Here is a 12,800-nt window from a genome sequence, read left to right on the forward strand (position 1 = left end):
TAAAATCACAATCCCGTGAAAATGATCGGGCATGATAACATATTCATCCAGGTCTACATTAGTTCGCAACTCCGCAGTCCGAAGCCACTCCTCCCTCACGATCCGCCCGCAGCCGTTCAATTCCATCGTCCCATCCGCCAAAACATTCCCGAAAAGATCGGATTTCACGGCAGTGCAGATTGTCACCAGGTATGCCCCGGGGCTGGCATAATCATATTCCGGCAGCCGGACACTTCTTCTTTTGCGATCCATGGCGGACTCGATGGGATTGGTAAGTTGGGCACGGTGCACCGTGCCCCTACGCAAAACCAAAGCGCAAACAAAACAGCGGCATCAAGAAAGCTATTCGTTATTACAAGCAATGCATTGAACAAGTTTAACACAAGTCCGTAATTTCATCACCACAAAAAAACGCGCCGGGAGATCGCTCCCCCGGCGCGCCGGTCATTCTCTATCATCCTGCCGAATAATGCCTTAGTGCGCCCCAACCCGCGCGGGCGACAGCTCGCCCTTGACCATCTCGATGTTGTGGTTCGGGCAGCGGAAAGAGCACATGCCGCAGGCCACGCAGGCTTCTTTATCAACTTCCACTTTCTTGCCCTCCTCGTGGCTCCAGGCGAAACGCATGCACAGCTCCTCGCAGATCTGGCAGCCCACGCCGCAGCCGCAGCTCAGGCAGCGTCCGGCCTCCTCGACCGCGGCTTCCTGGCTCAGAGTTTCCTCATATTCCTCGAAATCCTGCTTGCGCTCGGCGGCAGGCTTGACCTCCACCGGCACACGATCCTTCAGCGGCATATCCGTGCGGCGGTTGACCACATCCACCGGATCGACCACGCTCAACGCCGGGTCGAAATCGAGCACGGCGTTCTCGGCGCGCAGGAACTTGTCCACCGAGACCGCGGCGCGCTTGCCCTCGGCAACCGAGCGGATCACGGTGCTGGGGCCCATGGCGGCATCTCCAGCCACGAACACATCGGCCACCGCGGTGCGGCCGGTGGACTCATCATAGGCCAGGGTGCCCCAGCGGGTCAGCTCGAGGCCCAGAGCGGAGGCCACGCCGTCCAGTTTCTGGCTCACCGCGGTGATCACCGTGTCCACGCTCAGGGTGAACTCGGCGCCCTCGACCTGCTCCGGGCTGCGGCGGCCGCCGTTGTCGGCTGCCATGCCCAGGACGTTGCTCTTCAGGCGCAGGCCGGTCACTTTGCCGCCCTCGGTCTCCACGGCCACCGGGCTCACCAGATACATCACGCGCACGCCCTCCTGCTCGGCCTCCAGCACCTCCTCAGGCACGGCGGGCATCTCATCCTTGGTGCGGCGGTAGGCGATGTAGACACTCTCAACGCCCAGGCGCGCACAGATACGGGCCACATCCACGGCGGTGAACCCGCCGCCCACGATCACCACTTTCTTGCCCAGCTTGGGCGCCTTGCCAGCGGCGTGGCCGCGGATCACATCCACCGCCGAGTAGACCTGGGGCGCATCCTCACCCGGGATACCCAACGTGACACCGGCCTGGGTGCCCACGGTCATGCAGACAGACTTGAAACCCTTCGCGCGAAGGTCGGCCAGGCTGAAATCCTTGCCCAGGGCCTTGTTGTACTCGACTTTCACCCCCAGCTTGCCCAGCCATTGCAGCTCGCGGTCGATGAGCTTGCGCGGCAGACGGAACTCGGGGATGCCGTAGCGCAGCATGCCGCCGCCCTTGGCCTCGCGCTCGAACACCGTGACCGCATAGCCGGCGCGGGCCAGGCTGGAGGCGGCGCTGATCCCGGCCGGGCCGGAGCCGATCACCGCCACCTTGAGACCGTTGGCCGGGGACATTTCCATATTCGGCTGCCAGCCCTCGGCGGCGGCCTTGTCCATCACGAAACGCTTGATCGCGCGGATACGGATCGGCTCATCCTTGAGGCCGCGGCTGCAGGCATCCTCGCAGGGATGGTTGCAGATGTAGCCGCAGACATGCTGCAGCGGGTTCTTGCTGGTGATCATCTTGTAGGCTTCCTCGAACTTCTCCTGCGCCACCAGGCGGACATAGGCCATGGCCGGCACATGGTGCGGGCAGGCGTAGTCGCAGGGAGCCGCCAGATTATCATCTTTCTTTTTGGCGTAGCCCTCGTAGATAGTCAGCTCCGGGGCGCTCTTGATCGCCGGGATGACCTTGTCGCGCATGTCGCCGGGCTGCTTGATCCCCATCTCCTGCATATAATTCTTGAACCCGCGGAAGAACTCGGGGAAGAACGAGAAGCCGTAGATGATCGTGGCGGAGCAGAAACCGACCAGGTCGGCCCCGGCCATCATCATCTCCACACCGTCACGCCAGGTGGTCACCCCACCGGTGCCCAGAAGCGCCGGCGCCGGGCCGACTTTCTTGCGCATCATGTAGACATCGCGCAGGGCCAGGGGCTTGATCCAGTAGCTGTTCATGCAGTACATGCCCTGCTCGTCCTGCAGGTTGATCGTGCTCTTGCCGGGCTGGTCCACGCGCATGGCGGCCAGGGCCAGACGGTTGGCGACGCCGCAGACCATGTCGGCGCCGGCCTCGAAACAGGCCTGGGCCACGATGTCCTGGCGGCCGCCCTCCGGGGTGAGCTTAACGCAGAGCGGGATGGAGGTCTCGGCCTTGATCGCCCGGATGATGGCCTGGATCTCACGCTCCTGCTGGCCCAGGCTGGCCCCGGTCTTGTGGCTCTCGGCCCCCTTGTCCTTGGCCAGCTCCACGTTGAACGACATGTTGGGGCAGCACATGTTCAGCTCGTTGATGTGCGCGCCCGCCTCCTCGAATTTCTTGGCCATGTTCACCCAGCCCTCGATCCCACCCTCGGAATAGGTGAAATTCGAGAACAGGACGAAATCCTTGATCTGCTTGCGGGCGGCCTCGATCAGGCGCAGGGCCTCCTCCAGCACCAGGCGCTTCTCGGCCGAGAAATACAGCAGGTGCTGGTCGGCGTCCCAGCCGTAGCGCGGACGGCGGTTGATGTAGGGCGGCGGGTCGAAAGTGAGCTTGCAGCTCGCCCCGCCGATCCCGCATTCGGCAGCCTTGATCAACTGCTGAAGCGTGGAGGTCGTGGGACCGCTGGAGACGAAGAAGGGGTTACGCCATTTAACGCCGGCAATTTCCACCGGCAGCTCAAAGTCCTCGTCTTTGTAGTTTTTACGGTTCTGGTATAACATGGGCAATCCTTTAGTGTTTGATTAACGTTTCAGCCGATCCGGGCAATTCGGGAATTACGGGGAGCGGAGGACTTGCACAGCAGAAGTTCTGATACGGCAGAGCTATGCTGGCATCAGGATTGTAAGATATAAAACCCCTATCGATTTGCAAGTTTTTTCGCACATATAGAGGCCTTATCTTCTCGTTCTGGAGAAAAACCATTTACCGGCTGAGCATATAACGTCCAGGACTGAAATAAGTTACCGCCGGTGAGACATATAAAACGCCGCCCGGGGAGAATCCCGGGCGGCGTTCCGAACAGGTCTGACAGACTGGCTCAGTCGCTGCGGCGGCCGCCGAGCAGCCCGGCGCGGATGGCGAAATAGAGCAGCTGCATCACCGCCGAAATCGTGGCCGCCACATAGGTCATGGCCGCCGCGCCCAGCACCTTGCTCACGCCCTCGCGCTCCTCAGGGCTCACCAGCACCCCGGTGCTGACCAGCACTTTCTTGGCCCGGCTGGAGGCATCGAACTCCACCGGCAGCGTGACAATCTGGAACAGCACGATGGCCGAAAAAGCCAGCACGCCGATCTGCAGCATCTGCATCGAGTGCAGCAGCATGCCGAACATGATTATGGGCCATGAGAGCCAGGAGCCCAGGCTGGCCACCGGCACCAGGGCCGTGCGAAATTTCAGCGGCATGTAGTCGCGTGCATGCTGGATCGCGTGCCCGGCCTCGTGGGCCGCCACTCCGGCCGCGGCGATACTCCGCCCGTTGTAGACATCCGGGCTCAGGCGCAGCACCTTGGAGCGCGGGTCGTAGTGATCGCTCAGGAAACCGCCCACCTCCTCCACCCGCACGTCCATGATATGGGCCGCCTCCAACACCAATTGGGCGGCCTCGGCGCCGGTCACCCCGCGCGAGGTGCCGATCTGGCTGTACTTGTTGAAATTCGACTTCACCTTGAGCTGCGCCCAGAGCGCCAGCAGCATGGTCGGCCCGATCAGCAGCCAGTATAGAGGGTCCATCATAGCGAGAAATCGCATAAAGCCTCCCGAGAAAATATTCTTTCTTTACTACTGTAATAATCGAGTTCAAATGCTCCCCGGCCCACCGTAATGTTGCTTACCCGCGGGCCGGACCCACCGTTCCAGAAAATGGCAAGCCGCGTGCCCGCAGGGGCAATGAGCGGCATCCCCAGCACTATTAAGCAATTACACTTTACGGCCCCGGACGGCCCTCCGCGCAAACGGGCCCTCTCTGCCAGAAATGCGGCAACCGCACCGCCAATGCGGCAGTCTTACTGTGCCTAAATATAACCCTGCCGGCCACTCCGCGTTACAGAAATCGGATTTGGGGCCGGACGGAGGCACGCGAAACAATTCGGAAACACAGAATTAAAACTATCGTAACTCAAGGGCAACAGGCCGGAAATAGAGTTCTTTTATCTTTTGGTCCGGTAAAAGTTTGGAACTGTGAAACCCTGATCGGCACCCTGGAATCGCTGTTCGATGGAGGATGGATGAAGAAAAAACTGTTCCTTCTGGCGGGCCTTTGCTGTCTGGCTCTTCCCGTATTGGCTCTGGCCGACGACCCCCAGTATACGGTCGACCAACTGGCCCTGGGGATCAACACGGTCTGGGTCCTGATAACCGGGTTCCTGGTCTTTTTCATGCAGGCCGGATTCGGCATGTTGGAGGCGGGGTTCACCCGGGCCAAGAACGCCGCCAACATCCTGATGAAGAACATGATGGATTTCACCATGGCCTCGCTGGCCTACTGGATCATCGGTTACGGCCTGATGTACGGGGTGGGCAACGGTTTCATCGGCAGTGGCTTCCTGTTCCTCAAGGACATTCCCGAGCTGACCGCCGGGGTGCCGACCCTGGCCTACTGGTTCTTCCAGGTGGTGTTCTGCGCCGCTGCGGCCACCATCGTGGCCGGCGCGATGGCCGAGCGCACCAAGTTCATCGCTTATCTTCTCTACAGCTTCATCATCAGTGCGGTGGTCTATCCGATCATCGGCCACTGGGTCTGGGGCGGCGGCTGGCTGACGAAACTCGGGTTCCTGGATTTCGCCGGTTCGACCGTGGTGCACACGGTGGGCGGCTGGGCCTCACTGGTCGGGACAGTGATGTTAGGCGCGCGTATCGGCAAGTTCACGCCGGACGGCCAGGCGCGGGTCATACCGGGCCACAACATCCCGCTGGCTGCCCTGGGTGTGCTGATTCTCTGGTTCGGCTGGTTCGGTTTCAATCCCGGCTCCAGCCTGAGCGGCATGGACGCCAACCTGATCGCCAAGGTGGCGGTGAACACGAACCTGGCCGCTGCCACCGGCTGCGTGGTCAGCATGCTGGTGGTCTGGTGGCAGTTCGGCAAGCCCGACCTGAGCATGGCGATCAACGGCTCGCTGGCCGGGCTGGTGGCGGTCACCGCGCCCTGCGCCTGGATCTCGCTTTCCTCCAGCGTCATCATCGGCGCGATCGCCGGAGTGGTGGTGGTCTACGGTGTGCAGCTGCTTGACAAGATCAAGGTGGATGACCCGGTGGGCGCGATACCGGTGCACGGGATGTGCGGCGTGTGGGGCACTATCGCCGTGGGGCTGTTCCATGAAAGCCAGGGCCTTCTGACCGGCCACGGCGCACACCTTCTGGCCGTGCAGGCCCTGGGCTCGGCCGCGGTGGTGGGGTTCACCCTGGTGAGCATGTATGTGGTCTTCCGGGTACTCAAGGCCACGGTTGGGCTGCGGGTCAGCCAGAAGGAAGAGATACGCGGCCTCGACATCGGCGAGCACGGCATCGAAAGCTACGCCGGGTTCCAGATCTTCCTCACCGACTGACACGGAGACTTGACCGATGAAAATGATAATAGCCCTGATCCAGCCCGAAAAGCTGCCTGAGGTGAAAAAGGCGCTTCTCGACAAAGAAGTGTTCAAGATGACAGTCTCAAACGTCATCGGTTGCGGCCAGCAGAAAGGCTTCACCGAGACCTACCGTGGCGTGATCCACGAGGTGAACCTGCTCAAGAAGGTGCGCCTCGAGATCGCAGTCAACGAGGACTTCGTCGAGGCGACCATCCAGGCGATAATCGCCGGGGCGCGCACCGGCAAGATCGGTGACGGGAAAATCTTTGTCCTTCCGCTCGAGCGCTGCGTGCGAATCCGCACCGGCGAGGAGGGGCACGACGCCATCGGCTGAGCGCGGCGCAGCAAGCAGATTGCCTGACGTAAACAATTGTAGGGGAGGGTTTAAAACCCTCCCCTACGTTTTTACATGTAAAACGCAAGCCCGTGCCTGCCCGTATCGCCGCGGGCGTCCACAGGGGGCCGCCCCTACAGTTACCGGGCTTTTAAGGACTCATTTAAGAGGCTCGATACACCGTGCCCCGGTGAACAAAAAAAGGGGCGACCGCCGGTCGCCCCTACATTTATATCCCTGTCTTCGCCGGACCTTCCGCTCATTCCTTGAGCATGGTGATCAACTGGCTCACCTTGGCCAGCTTTTCGGCGCTCATGGCGTTCATCACGCTGCCAGCCGAGCGCTTGCGCATGCGCAGCAGTATCTTGGCCGAGGAGAAATCGCTCAGGTTGTCCAGCACCCGTCCGGCGTCCGCGGGCTTCATGCTTTCGATCAGTCCGGCCAGGTCCTGGTAGCGCAGGTTCATGATCGAGTCCTCCTCAGCCGAGGCCTCGCCCACTTTCTTCTGGATATCCTCCAGCATCTGCCTGTTCTGCTCGATCTCCTGCTGCTTGCGGGCCAGATCCTCCTCCTTGGTGGTCAGCTCAGTTTTCTTCTGGTCGATCTGGATACGCTCCTTGGCGTACATCGACAGGCTGTCCGGCCAGACCCCTGCCGCGATCAGGCTGTCCACGTTGACCCCCGGCGGGGGCGGCGCGGTGTAGTCCTTGGTGTACCAGAAGATGCCGGTGAAAAGGCCGACGATCAACAGGAACGAAAGGATGAACCCTCCGATGAACTGTAAAAGCTTGGTCATAACTCCACTGGCCCCTGTGCCGGTTTATTGCATGATTCCGTTGCCGTTGTGGAACGAGCGCACGCTCAGCTCGTCCATGAACTTCTGTTCCATGTTGCGCAGTTTCTTCTTGAATTCAGCATACTTTTTATCTTTCAGTTTTTCAAGCACCTTCTTGTCACGGGTAATTTCGAGCAGGCGCTCGCGGTGCAGACGGACCTCCTCGTTCTGTTTCTCGATACGCACCCGCTGCGCGCGAATCTCGCCGGCCAGGACCTCGGTCCAGCCGCTGTAGTTCATCAGCTCGGAGACCCGCACCGCGTGAGTCCGGTCGGCCGCGGACTCGAACTCGGCGATCTGCTGCTCCAGGCGCTCGAGCATGGCCTCCAGTTCCTCCTCGCACCTGCGCAGCCGGCCGAACGCCTCGGCCAGCTCCCGCTTCTGCACTTCCTCGCGGGTCATGGTCGTTTCCATCACTTTCTGCAGGCGGAACTGGAACTGCTTCATCTCCCCTCACTCTCAGGCGGGCCTTCAGGAGGCCCGGTAGGCCCGTCCGGCTCCGGCGGCGTTCTGCGCGGCCTGGGCCTCGGCGGATACCGCCTGGCCGGCCTGCTGGATGCGTGCGTAGAGCTGATCCAACTGCTCCAGAGTCTGGGGCCAGTCGGTGTGCTCGTTGATGTCCTGGCGCAGGAACGCGTTCACCGCGTCTATCACGCGCAGGGCGCGGTCGATGCGCGGGTTCGACCCGGGCTGGTAGGCCCCGATGTTGATCAGGTCCTCGGCCTCGCGGTAGACCGCCAGGGTCTCCAGGATGGCCTGGGCCTTGGTGCGGTGCTCGCGCGGCACCACGTCGGTCATCACGCGGCTGATCGAGGGCAGGACATCGATAGCCGGATAGTGGTTCATCGAGGCCAGACGGCGGCTCAGGACGATGTGCCCGTCCAGGATCGAGCGCATGGCGTCGGCGATGGGCTCGTCCATGTCGTCCTGGTCCACCAGCACGGTGTAGAGGCCGGTGATGCTCCCCCGCTCCAGCTTGCCCGCCCGTTCCAGCAACTTGGGCATCATGGCGAACACCGAGGGCGTGTAGCCCTTGGTGGTGGGCGGCTCGCCCACGGCCAGGCCGATCTCGCGCTGGGCCATGGCCATGCGGGTGACCGAATCCATCAGCAGCATCACGTCCTCGCCCCGGTCGCGGAAATATTCGGCGATAGCGGTGGCGACAAAGGCGCCCTTGAGGCGCACCAGGGCCGGGCGGTCGGAGGTGGCCACGATGACCACCGAACGCTTGAGGCCAGCCTCGCCCAGGTCACGTTCGATAAAGTCGCGCACCTCGCGGCCGCGCTCGCCGATCAGGGCGATCACGTTCACATCCGCGGCGGTGTTACGGGCGATCATGCCCAGCAGGACCGATTTGCCCACGCCGCTGCCGGCGAAAATGCCCACGCGCTGGCCCTTGCCGCAGGTGAGCAGGCTGTCTATGGTGCGGATGCCGGTGGCGATGGGTTCCTTGATCCGGGCGCGGGCCATCGGGCTGGGCGGCTCGCGGTAGACCGGCGCCGAATCGGCCAGTTCCAGGGGCCCCAGCCCGTCGATCGGGTTGCCCAGACCGTCCAGCACCCGTCCGAGCAGCTTCTGCCCAGCCGGCACCGTGAACATCGAGCGGTCGCCCACCACCTCGCAGCCAGGCGCTATCCCCTGCATGCTGCCCAGCGGCATCAGCAGAACTTTGTTATCCTTGAACCCCACCACCTCGGCCTTGTCCTCGCGGCCATCCTCCCGGCTGCGGATACGGCAGATCTGTCCCATGGAGACCGAGGGCCCGATGGACTCGATCACCAGACCTACCACCTGGTTGACCTTGCCGTTGAGGACTATGTCCTCGCAGTGGTCCAGGGCGCGGAAACAGCGGCCCAGAGGCCTTTCAGTCGTATCAGTGCTCAGAGACGGCGGCATCGTCCCGCTCCTGCGCATTCTCGCGCTCGATGAACAGCGCCTGCCTGAGGGCTTTCTCGATCTCGGCCATGCGGGTGTCCACCCGCGCGTCGATATTGCCCGCTCCGGTTTCGATCACGCAGCCGCCGCGGCGGACCTGCTTGTCCGCCCGCACGTCCAGCCGCCCGATCCCGTCGCCGATGAAAATAATATCGTCCTGGTGCCCCCGGACCACTTCCAGGTCCTCCGGGTTGACCCGCAGCACCAGCTTGTCTTTCTCGGTCACCAGCCGCACCGCCGATTTGATAGACTGCTTGATCACCTCGCTGCCGGTCTCGGCGGCCAGGTCCACGAAGCGGCGGGCGATGGCCAGGGCCAGATCGACCGCCTCGGACTCGGCCTCGCGCAGGACTTTCTCCCGCTCCTCGGAAAGCGCGACCAGCAGGTCCCCGAGCACTTTCGCCCGTCCCGCCAGACTCTTCTCGGCCTCGGCGCGGCCCTCGGCGCGGCCCTTCTCCAAGGCCTCGCCTTTCAGGCGCCCGGTCTCGGCCTGCCACTGCACGCGTTCGGCGGCCAGATGTTCCTGGACCGCGCGGTCGAGCCCCTCCCGGTCGTAGAGCTCGGCCGGGGGGACATTTTCCAGGGCGCCGAAATCCGCCTCCTGGAACTCGTCCTCCTGCGCGACGATCTCCTCGCCGGTCTTGAGGAACACCTTTCTAAGGGGCTTGCCTGTCTTGATCACTATCATCGCATTCTTCCGTTCTCAGCCGCAGGCCGCGGCGGTTACTCCACCAGGGTGTCCTCGGCGCCGCCCTTGCCGCTGATGACGATCTCGCCGTCCTCCTCCAGGGAGCGCACCACATCCACCACGCGCTGCTGGACCTCCTCCACGTCGCGCAGGCGCACCGGGCCCATGAAATCCATCTCTTCCTGGATCAACTGGGCCACGCGCTCGGACACGTTGTGGAAGACCTTGGTCTTGAGTTCCTCGGCCGCGCCCTTGAGCGCCATGGAGAGGTCCTTGACGTCGATCTCCTTGAGCACGCGCTGCATGCTCTTGTCGTCGAGCAGAAGGATATCGTCGAACACGAACATCAGGTTTTTCACCTCGGTGGCCAGTTCGGGGTCTTTCTGGACGAGGTTGTCCAGGATCTTGCGCTCGGTGGCACGGTCGGCCAGGTTCAGGATTTCGGCCACGGTGCTCGCGCCGCCGGCCTGGCTCAGGTCCTGGCCCAGCACGCTTTCGAGCTGGCTTTCCAGCACCTTTTCCACGTCGTTGAGCAGCTCCGGGCTGATCTTGCCCATGGTGGCGATACGGTAAACGATCTCGTTCTGGAGCTGCTCGGGCAACTCGGCCAGGATCGAGGCGGCCTGGCTGGCATCCAGGTGCGCCATGATCACCGCCACGGTCTGCGGGTGCTCGTTCATGATGAAATTGAGCAACTGGGCCGGGTCGACTCTTTTCAGCAGCTTGAAGCCCGACACGTGCAGGGCGCTCTGGACCTTGGCCAGTATCTGGGCCGCCCGCGGGCCGCCCAGGGCCTGTTCCAGCACGCTGCGCGCGTATTCCATGCCGCCCTGGGCGATATACTCCTGGGCCAGCACCATCTGGTAGAACTCTTCCACCACGGCGTCTGTCACAGCCGAGGGGATGTCCTGCATATTGGCGATCTCGATGGACAGGCGCTCTATGTCGCGCTCGCCCAGGTTCTTGAAGATCGAGCTGGAGGCCTCCACGCCCAGGGCCACCACCAGGATTGCGGCTTTCTGCAGACCGTTGAGGCTTTCGTAGGTGAGGTCCATGCTTAATCCCCCGACTCTTCTTCGACCATCCACGTTTTAAGCAGCTTGGCCACGTTGGCCGGTTTTTCCTTGGCAAAGATCATCACCTGCTCCTGAATCTGGGCCCGTTTCTGCGCCTCGATCGAGATTTCCTCCTCGATCGGCACCGCGGCCTCGATGCCCTCCTCGGCCGCCTCCTTGGGCGGCAGTATCTTGAGCGAGCGCAGCAGGCTGCGGGCAAACAGCACGAAGATCAGGATCGAGATGACCAGCAGCATCTTCTGGGCCACGCTGTACCAGAACTCGCGCCGCTCGGCGTCCTCCAGCTGTTTGCGCTCCTGGTCCACCTGCGAGGTGTCGAAACTGAACTGGTTGATCGCCACCTGGTCGCCGCGTGATGGGTCGTATCCTACCGAATTCTGTACAATTACGCGAATGTTGTCAAGCTCTTCCTGGGTGCGCGGCACGTGCTGGAGCACGGGATCACCGCCGCCGGGAGGAGGGGTCATCTGGGTGAGCTGGTTCACGAAAACGGCCACCGTGACGCGGTGGATGTTGCCGCTTTCCTGGACCACGTGCTCCATGGTCTCGTTGATCTCGAAATTGGTGATCGAGCTTTCATCCGTGTTCGAGGAATTGGTCTTGTTGTCGGTGCTGATCGTGGCGTTGCGCTGCTCGCTCTTGACCACGGTGTTGTTGGGGTCGAAGGTGCGGATGGTCTGGTCGACTTTCTTGAAATCCACCTCGGCCGAGACGCGCACGATGGTGTTGCCGTTGCCCAGGACGCCGTTGAGCAGGGTCTGGACTTTCTTGGTCAGGTAGTCCTCGGTGCGCTGGCGCAGCTCGAGCTGGTGCGCGGTCAGCTTGACCATCGGGTCGACCGACTGGACCGAGGAGAGCATGTTGCCGTAGGAGTCGATAATGGTGATATTCTCGGGGTCGAGGCCCTCGATGCTGCTGGAGATCAGGTGGGTGATACCCACGATCTGCTGCTCGTTCAGCTTGGCCGAGGGCTTGAGCTTGAGCATCACCGAGGCGGTCGGTTTCTTCTGGTCCTCGGTGAACAGGCGTTCCTCGGGGATGACTATATGGACACGGGCCTTGTCCACGTCGGCCACGGTCTCGATCGAGCGGGTCAGCTCACCCTCCAGGGCGCGACGGTAGTTGATCTTCTGGACGAAGTCGGTCACGCCGATGTTGACCTTGTCGAAGATCTCGTAGCCCACTCCGCTGGTGCGGGGCAGCCCCTTGCCGGCCAGCTGAAGGCGGGTCTCGGGCACCTGCTTGCTCGGGACCAGGATCGCGGTGCCGTTCTGGTCCAGCTTGTAGGGAACCTTGTTGGCGGTAAGCTCGTTGACGATGTTGCCGGCGTCTTCCTCGGTCAGGCGGGAATAAAGCAGTTCGTACTTGGGCCGCTGGACCCAGATGAGCAGGAAAATCATGCCCACGATGGTGGCGAAAGTCACCCCGAGCATCGCGAATTTCTGGTTCGGCGAAAGCTTGCCCCACAAATCGCGGGCCTGGGTCAGGAACTGCTGGAAGAACTCATTCATCGACCGGCCTCATCTCCGTTATACCGAACATTATCTTAAGCCAGGGATGTCAGAGCGACATCCGCTTGATCTCCTGATAGGCGTCCATCATCTTGTTGCGCAGCTCCATCATCAACTGGAAGCTGGTGCCGGCTTTCTCCACCGCCATCATCACGTCGTGCACGTCCGTTATCTCGCCGGCCATGAAATCCTGCACCTTCTTGGCCGAGTCTTTCTGCATCCCGTCCACATCGTGCACGAAATTTCGGATCGTGTCGCGGAACGACATTTCGGTGGGCTCGACCGGGCTGCCGCCGGCACGCTCGGCCTCGGGCAGGATCGTGCCGGGCTTGAGCGGAGCGTTGGGCTGTGCGAACGGCTGCTCGGGCCGCAGGGGGTTGATCCGGAAATCCGCCATCTTTAACT

Annotated in this window: 12 protein-coding genes; 2 read left to right on the forward strand and 10 right to left on the reverse strand. The window is 62.2% G+C overall.

The annotated features are described in order from the left end of the window. The 3 genes from LLH00_12800 to LLH00_12810 all read right to left on the reverse strand — a co-directional run. Positions 1-252 (reverse strand): transposase (locus LLH00_12800; protein ID MCE5272148.1); only part of this gene is annotated, 252 nt, incomplete at its 3' end. 222 nt (positions 253-474) lie between these two features. Next, positions 475-3,171: an FAD-dependent oxidoreductase gene (locus tag LLH00_12805; GenBank protein ID MCE5272149.1), complete on the reverse strand. Its 2,697-nt coding sequence runs from the start codon at positions 3,169-3,171 to the stop codon at positions 475-477. Positions 3,172-3,488: 317 nt separating this feature from the next. Beyond that, complete coding sequence (locus LLH00_12810) at positions 3,489-4,199, reverse strand: zinc metallopeptidase (protein MCE5272150.1); 711 nt, start codon at positions 4,197-4,199, stop codon at positions 3,489-3,491. A gap of 476 nt (positions 4,200-4,675) precedes the next feature. Between LLH00_12810 and LLH00_12815 the strand changes: the two genes are divergently transcribed. Continuing rightward, a complete protein-coding gene (locus LLH00_12815; GenBank protein MCE5272151.1) occupies positions 4,676-5,992 on the forward strand; it encodes an ammonium transporter in 1,317 nt (438 codons plus the stop codon). A 16-nt stretch (positions 5,993-6,008) separates the two neighbouring features. After that, positions 6,009-6,350 carry a P-II family nitrogen regulator gene (locus LLH00_12820; protein MCE5272152.1) on the forward strand — a complete coding sequence of 114 codons (342 nt, stop codon included), beginning with the start codon at positions 6,009-6,011 and terminating at the stop codon, positions 6,348-6,350. A gap of 259 nt (positions 6,351-6,609) precedes the next feature. Here LLH00_12820 and LLH00_12825 read toward each other — a convergent pair whose 3' ends face one another. The 7 genes from LLH00_12825 to fliE are packed head-to-tail and all read right to left on the reverse strand — an operon-like array spanning position 6,610 to position 12,792. Further along, on the reverse strand, positions 6,610-7,146 hold the full coding sequence (locus LLH00_12825) for a hypothetical protein (GenBank protein ID MCE5272153.1): 537 nt from the start codon (positions 7,144-7,146) through the stop codon (positions 6,610-6,612). A 24-nt stretch (positions 7,147-7,170) separates the two neighbouring features. Next, positions 7,171-7,632 (reverse strand): flagellar export protein FliJ, encoded by a 462-nt coding sequence (gene fliJ / locus LLH00_12830; protein ID MCE5272154.1) that lies wholly within the window; start codon positions 7,630-7,632, stop codon positions 7,171-7,173. Between the two features lie 24 nt (positions 7,633-7,656). Beyond that, entirely contained in the window at positions 7,657-9,081 is a 1,425-nt protein-coding gene (fliI, locus tag LLH00_12835) for a flagellar protein export ATPase FliI (GenBank protein MCE5272155.1), read from the reverse strand. Then, on the reverse strand, positions 9,059-9,808 hold the full coding sequence (locus LLH00_12840) for a hypothetical protein (GenBank protein MCE5272156.1): 750 nt from the start codon (positions 9,806-9,808) through the stop codon (positions 9,059-9,061). Before LLH00_12840 ends, fliI begins: the two co-directional genes overlap by 23 nt. Before the next feature lie 35 nt (positions 9,809-9,843). Continuing rightward, positions 9,844-10,863: a flagellar motor switch protein FliG gene (gene fliG / locus LLH00_12845; protein MCE5272157.1), complete on the reverse strand. Its 1,020-nt coding sequence runs from the start codon at positions 10,861-10,863 to the stop codon at positions 9,844-9,846. 2 nt (positions 10,864-10,865) lie between these two features. After that, positions 10,866-12,395 (reverse strand): flagellar M-ring protein FliF, encoded by a 1,530-nt coding sequence (fliF, locus tag LLH00_12850; GenBank protein ID MCE5272158.1) that lies wholly within the window; start codon positions 12,393-12,395, stop codon positions 10,866-10,868. Positions 12,396-12,444: 49 nt separating this feature from the next. Continuing rightward, positions 12,445-12,792, reverse strand: a complete 348-nt coding sequence (gene fliE / locus LLH00_12855) for a flagellar hook-basal body complex protein FliE (GenBank protein ID MCE5272159.1) — start codon at positions 12,790-12,792, stop codon at positions 12,445-12,447. Between the last annotated feature and the right edge of the window lie 8 nt (positions 12,793-12,800).

Source organism: bacterium (genome assembly GCA_021372515.1).
Lineage (GTDB): Bacteria > Gemmatimonadota > Glassbacteria > GWA2-58-10 > GWA2-58-10 > JAJFUG01.

Bases quoted from the DNA above. Each gene is read 5' to 3' on its own strand.
- fliE (MCE5272159.1), bottom strand. From the start codon at position 12,792: ATGGCGGATTTCCGGATCAACCCCCTGCGGCCCGAGCAGCCGTTCGCA.
- fliG (MCE5272157.1), bottom strand. From the start codon at position 10,863: ATGGACCTCACCTACGAAAGCCTCAACGGTCTGCAGAAAGCCGCAATC.
- fliJ (MCE5272154.1), bottom strand. From the start codon at position 7,632: ATGAAGCAGTTCCAGTTCCGCCTGCAGAAAGTGATGGAAACGACCATG.
- LLH00_12820 (MCE5272152.1), top strand. From the start codon at position 6,009: ATGAAAATGATAATAGCCCTGATCCAGCCCGAAAAGCTGCCTGAGGTG.
- LLH00_12840 (MCE5272156.1), bottom strand. From the start codon at position 9,808: ATGATAGTGATCAAGACAGGCAAGCCCCTTAGAAAGGTGTTCCTCAAG.
- fliI (MCE5272155.1), bottom strand. From the start codon at position 9,081: ATGCCGCCGTCTCTGAGCACTGATACGACTGAAAGGCCTCTGGGCCGC.
- LLH00_12815 (MCE5272151.1), top strand. From the start codon at position 4,676: ATGAAGAAAAAACTGTTCCTTCTGGCGGGCCTTTGCTGTCTGGCTCTT.
- LLH00_12825 (MCE5272153.1), bottom strand. From the start codon at position 7,146: ATGACCAAGCTTTTACAGTTCATCGGAGGGTTCATCCTTTCGTTCCTG.
- LLH00_12805 (MCE5272149.1), bottom strand. From the start codon at position 3,171: ATGTTATACCAGAACCGTAAAAACTACAAAGACGAGGACTTTGAGCTG.
- fliF (MCE5272158.1), bottom strand. From the start codon at position 12,395: ATGAATGAGTTCTTCCAGCAGTTCCTGACCCAGGCCCGCGATTTGTGG.
- LLH00_12810 (MCE5272150.1), bottom strand. From the start codon at position 4,199: ATGCGATTTCTCGCTATGATGGACCCTCTATACTGGCTGCTGATCGGG.